Source organism: Leptolyngbya sp. BC1307 (assembly GCF_002286735.1).
Classification (GTDB): domain Bacteria; phylum Cyanobacteriota; class Cyanobacteriia; order Phormidesmidales; family Phormidesmidaceae; genus Phormidesmis.
The window spans coordinates 1-374 of record NZ_NRTA01000205.1; the positions used below are offsets into that span (position 1 = coordinate 1).

Consider the following 374-nt stretch of genomic DNA (forward strand, 5'->3'; position numbering starts at 1 on the left):
AGGGACTCGCAAACAAATAATCTACCGTTCATATCGGAACAATCGTCACATCCCACTTAGGCAACGTCTCAGAGCGCTGCCACTGTTGCTCAAACGGCTCTAACTCATCTTTGGTCACCTTGATACCCTTCTGATAAGTCGCCTCGACTAGCTCAACCATGGGCTCGAAGCCATTCCAAGTCATGTTTGCCGCCCATCGTAGGGCCGTTTCAACAGTATCGAGGATAGCGCCATTCCAGTAGTTTTCTAGCGCCGCCCAACAGCGCTCTATGGGATTGTACTTACTGTGATAAGGCGGATAGTAAACCAGGTGGATCTTCATCTGCTCGCGCTGCGCAAACTGCGCCATGCGCTTGATGAACTGGGTGCGCTGG

1 protein-coding gene is annotated in these 374 nt (G+C 51.9%); it reads right to left on the minus strand.

Going from position 1 to position 374, the window contains the following annotated elements; genetic code table 11:
- Nucleotides 1–28 precede the first annotated feature (28 nt).
- Nucleotides 29–374 (minus strand): transposase (locus CKL79_RS22780; RefSeq protein ID WP_170944179.1); only part of this gene is annotated, 346 nt, incomplete at its 5' end.